Source organism: Dyella sp. (assembly GCF_035486915.1).
Lineage (GTDB): Bacteria > Pseudomonadota > Gammaproteobacteria > Xanthomonadales > Rhodanobacteraceae > Dyella_B.
The window spans coordinates 1-4517 of record NZ_DATHMR010000068.1; the positions used below are offsets into that span (position 1 = coordinate 1).

Here is a 4517-nt window from a genome sequence, read left to right on the forward strand (position 1 = left end):
CTGTGGCATCTAACGCGCCGCGCAGCGATGCAAAATCCGGCGTGCTCTGGGTTGAATTGGTCGAAGGCGTCGCGTTGGCGATGCCCAATGCCGCATGACCTACCGTCATCGCGGTAGCAGCCAGCGCTTGTGTGCTGTCGGTAACAGCCTGGATGACGGCACTGCCGAAACCGGCCGCGCTTGTCGTATCCGCGTCGCCCGCGTCGCCATCGTCTGCACTCCCGCCTGTTGTTTTACCGATGGCGTTTTGCAAAGCGGCCGGCGGTGTGGCGCCGCCGACGCTGTTCGTCGTATTCCCGCTGGCTTGTGCCGCGTTGCCTTTGGTCGCCGCAGCTGTCTGCGGAACCGGTGGCGGCGGCAGTGGCGCGACGGCCACAGGTTGCGGCGGCGCATGAGGCGTCTGGCCGTTGCTGCTTGGTTGCGCGGCCGATTTTCCAGCGGCGGATTTGGTTCCCGTCGCTCCCGCGCTGTCGCCAGCGGTGTCGCCCGTGGCCTGATCGATAAGGCTCAACACGGAATTCGCCAGCGATGCGACGCTGGTCGTGCTGTTGTCGTTGTCGCTTGATGAAGCCGATGTGTCTGCTGCGGCGGCGGCAGCTGACTTGCTGCCCGCCTGCGCATTGGCGTTGGAAACCTGACTGCCCTGGGCGCTGGGTGTGTCGCGAGTCGTGTCCGCCGTCTTCGCCGACGATGAATCGTCGTCCGACGACTCCCGCTGCTGCTGCCGCTGCGCATCGTTCAGACGCGCATCAAACGATGTGTTGCTGTCGCGCTGGTTGTTTCGCTGCGGCGACGGCGATGGCGTGTTGATCTGGGGTGTAGCCGTCTGGACGGGTAAGGGTGCAGCGCTCATGCCTTCATACTCGTGTCGGATGAAAACCATCCGCTGATCGCTGCAAGCAGCAAGAAACAAGCCAGTCTGATGAAGAGGTTCATGGCACGCCGAATCCACGTTTGCGGTGCTGCATACGTTCGTCGACTTCGGCCTGCTCCAGGCGTTGTTCGCGCTGATCCTCCTGCTTGCGCAAGCGGTCAACCACGCTGTCCAGTGCGTTTTCGCGCGCATTCGCTTTCAACCAAAGCTCTCGCGCCGTGTTCAGATGGCGCCGCAGACGGTCGACCAGCTTCCCTTGCTGAACGATGGCCTGATCGATGCGCTCGACAAATTGTTGACGGTTCAGCAGCGCGCTGACCGACAAGCCACCGTTGCCCATGCTGTAGTCGCGGCGGTAGCGTTTGAGCTCTTCCCACTGCTCTTCGGCATGCGCAAGTTTCTGCTGATGATCGGCCAGTCGCTGCATCGCGTCTTTCTTGCGGCGCTGCGCCTGGTCGACGGCGGGCTGAAGGCGTTCGGAACGCGATGTCATCCACCAATCTCCGCGGCGATGAGAGCCAGCTGATCCTGCGCGGCACGCAGTTCCACAGGCTCGTCGACTTCCTGCTGCAGGAATCGGACCAAACGCGGCCACATGGCAATGGCCTGGTCGACCTGCGTGTCCGAACCTTTCTGATACGCGCCCACGGCGATGAGGTCTTGCCGTTGCCGGTAGGCCGAATACATCTGACGAAACTTCTGCGCCGCGCGCATGCGTTCCTTCGACACGACCGCAGGCATCACACGGCTGATGGATGCTTCGATGTCGATGGAGGGATAGTGACCCGCTTCGGCCAGATCGCGCGACAGCACGATATGGCCGTCCAGAATCGCGCGCGCGGCGTCGGCGATGGGATCGTGGCGATGATCGTCGCCTTCGGTCAGCACCGTGTAGAACGCCGTAATCGAACCGCGGCCCTCGGCATCGTTACCGGCGCGTTCGACCAGCGCGGGCAACATGGCAAACACAGACGGCGGATAACCCTTGGTCGCAGGCGGCTCACCGATGGCCAAGGCAATTTCACGTTGCGCCTGTGCATAGCGCGTCAACGAGTCCATCAGCAACAGCACGCGCTGACCACGGTCGCGAAACCACTCGGCGATTGCGGTGGCGTATTGCGCGCCGCGCAAGCGCTTCAGTGGTGGCGCATCGGCAGGCGCTGCGACGATAACCGCACGATGGCGGCCTTCGTGGCCGAGCGTCTGCTCGACGAATTCTTTGACTTCGCGACCACGTTCACCGATCAGGCCGACCACCACGATATCGGCGTCGGTGTAGCGCGTCATCATGCCCATCAACGTGGATTTACCCACGCCGGAGCCGGCAAACAAACCAAGACGCTGACCGCGGCCAACGGTCAACAATGCGTTGATCGCGCGCACACCCGTGTCGAGCGGTGCATCGATCGGTTTGCGCGCCATGGGATTGATCGGCTCGCGCTTGAGTACGGCATGCGCATCGGCGCGCAAGGGGCCTTCCCCGTCCAGCGGCACACCGTCGGCACCGACGACGCGGCCCAGCAAGGCCTCGCCCACCGGCAAACCGCCAACGCGCGCGCACGGACGCACGCGTGCGTTGGGCAACACGCCATGCATTTCGGTGACGGGCATCAGCAGCAATCGTTCGTCGGCAAAGCCCACGACTTCCGTATCCAGCTCCGTGCCATCGGCCGCATCGACCATGCAGCGCGAACCGAGCGGCGCTTCGCAGCCTTCGGCTTCCAGTGTCAGCCCGACGACGCGGCGTAGACGTCCTTCGACCGTCAACATTTGCGATGACTGCGCGCGCTGCGCACGTCGCGTCAACTGCTGGCGCCAGCGTTGATGACGTGCCTGCAGGGCGCTGTCGTTGTTCACGCAGCGGACTCCGCGTCGCTTTCGTCCAGATCGTCGCCGAGTACGGCGTCGATAACCGCGGCAAGCCGCGTGGAGACGCGCGAATCCAGACGCGAACGCGCGCTTTCAAGCACGCAATCGCCACGTTGAAGTTTGGGATCGGAGCCGAAGCGCCAATGCGGTTCTTCGGCACCCAGCTCGCGCAACAGATCCATATCGTGCGGATTCACCCACACGCGCAGTTCGCGCGTGGCGGACGGCAACGCATCGGCGGCCTTGCGTATCGCCACCGCAATCAGCGACGGATCCAGGTGCAGTTCGCGCCCGACAACGCGTTCGGCCATCACCGTGGCCAGCAGCGCGAGCTCGCGCTCGGTTGCATCGTCAAACATGGTCAGAGGGCGCGCGGCAGCCGTACAGATGGTTTCGAGTCGTGCGAGACGCTCATCCAGCTGCGTCTTGGCGGCAGCGCGGCCTTCTGCAAGACCTGCGGCATAGCCTTCTTCGCGCGCCTGACGTTCGATTTCTTCCAGCTCGTAAACCGTCGGACCCGGCGCCGGCTCAGGCGCGGCAGCAACAGGACGACGGTCGCCGACGGCGGGCGGTTCCCACTTGTCGAAGAGGGGAATCTTGTCGCGGCTGAGTACGCCGGCCATCAGACGAACTCATCGCCGTTTGCAGTGAGATTGATTTGCCCGGCATCGGCGAGTTTGCGTGCAATGCCAAGCACTTCTTTCTGCGCTGCGTCGACCTCGCTGAGTTTGACGGGACCTTTGACTTCCAGATCGTCGCGCAGCATGTCGGCGGCGCGCTTGGACATGTTGGCGAAAATCTTTTCGCGCACGTCAGGCTCGGAGCCCTTCAGCGCGATGACCAGGCGTGTCGACGGCACTTCGCGCAGCAGCGTCTGCATGCTGCGATCGTCGATTTCCGCCAGATCGTCGAATACGAACATCAAATCTTCGATCTTGCCGCCGAGCGTGGCGTCCTGCGTACGGATCGCGCCCATCAGCTCCGCTTCACGCGATGAATCCATTGCATTGAGAATGTCGGCAGCGGCTTTGAGACCGCCCACCGTCGCCGACTTCAGCTTGGACGACGTGCCGGAGAACTGACGCTCCATGATTTCATCGAGCTCGTTCAACGCTTGCGGCTGCACACCATCGAGATTGGCAATGCGCATCACCGCGTCGCTACGCGTACGTTCCGGCAGATAGCCAATCACCTCGGCCGCCTGATCGGGTTCGAGATGGGCGAGCACCAGCGCGATGATCTGCGGGTGTTCCATGCCGATCATCTCGGCAATGGCGCGGCTTTCCATCCACTTGAGCGATTCGAGGCCCTTGGTGGAACGGCCGAGCAGGATGCGGTCGATCAGGCTGCCGGCCTTGGTTTCACCCAGCGCGTTGACCAACATTTTGCGAATGTATTCTTCGGTGCCGACGCCCAGTGCGGTCTGGCGGCCGATGTCGTTGCTCAATGCATTGAGCACACCTTCCACCTGATCGCGCGACACGTTGTTGAGTGTCGCCATCGCCGTACCGACCGCTTGCACGTCGCGCGCGCTGAGATGCTTGAGCACCTCGGCGGCGTCTTGTTCGCCAAGCGTCAGCAGTAGGATGGCGGCGCGCTGCGCGCCGCTGAGAAGATGCTCAGCTGCCATCGTCACCCACCCAATTCATGACGACCTGCGCAACCTGCTTTGGATTTTCCTGCACCAGCTTGCGTGCCAGACCGATCTTCTGCTCGTAAGCCATGTTCTGGATTTGCGGCGTTTTGATATGTACTTCGTCTTCGCGCTCATTGC

General features: G+C 62.8%; 5 protein-coding genes. All 5 read right to left on the minus strand.

Features of this window, described 5'->3' with window-relative positions; translation table 11 throughout:
• A partial coding sequence (locus VK725_RS05665; RefSeq protein WP_325317084.1) for a hypothetical protein occupies positions 1-853 on the minus strand: 853 nt, incomplete at its 3' end.
• A 79-nt stretch (positions 854-932) separates the two neighbouring features.
• Complete coding sequence (fliJ, locus tag VK725_RS05670; RefSeq protein WP_325317085.1) at positions 933-1367, minus strand: flagellar export protein FliJ; 435 nt, start codon at positions 1365-1367, stop codon at positions 933-935.
• The gene (gene fliI / locus VK725_RS05675) at positions 1364-2731 is read right to left on the minus strand and encodes a flagellar protein export ATPase FliI (protein ID WP_325317086.1); all 1368 of its coding nucleotides are present in this window, start codon (positions 2729-2731) and stop codon (positions 1364-1366) included. Before fliI ends, fliJ begins: the two co-directional genes overlap by 4 nt.
• Complete coding sequence (locus VK725_RS05680; RefSeq protein WP_325317087.1) at positions 2728-3366, minus strand: FliH/SctL family protein; 639 nt, start codon at positions 3364-3366, stop codon at positions 2728-2730. The genes fliI and VK725_RS05680 overlap by 4 nt, the downstream gene beginning before the upstream one ends.
• Positions 3366-4373, minus strand: coding sequence for a flagellar motor switch protein FliG (fliG, locus tag VK725_RS05685; protein ID WP_325317088.1), 1008 nt, complete (start codon positions 4371-4373; stop codon positions 3366-3368). The genes VK725_RS05680 and fliG overlap by 1 nt, the downstream gene beginning before the upstream one ends.
• Between the last annotated feature and the right edge of the window lie 144 nt (positions 4374-4517).

What these genes read in the sequence shown, in the direction of transcription:
- fliJ (WP_325317085.1), bottom strand. Translation starts at nt 1,367, where the DNA reads ATGACATCGCGTTCCGAACGCCTTCAGCCCGCCGTCGACCAGGCGCAG.
- VK725_RS05680 (WP_325317087.1), bottom strand. Translation starts at nt 3,366, where the DNA reads ATGGCCGGCGTACTCAGCCGCGACAAGATTCCCCTCTTCGACAAGTGG.
- fliG (WP_325317088.1), bottom strand. Translation starts at nt 4,373, where the DNA reads ATGGCAGCTGAGCATCTTCTCAGCGGCGCGCAGCGCGCCGCCATCCTA.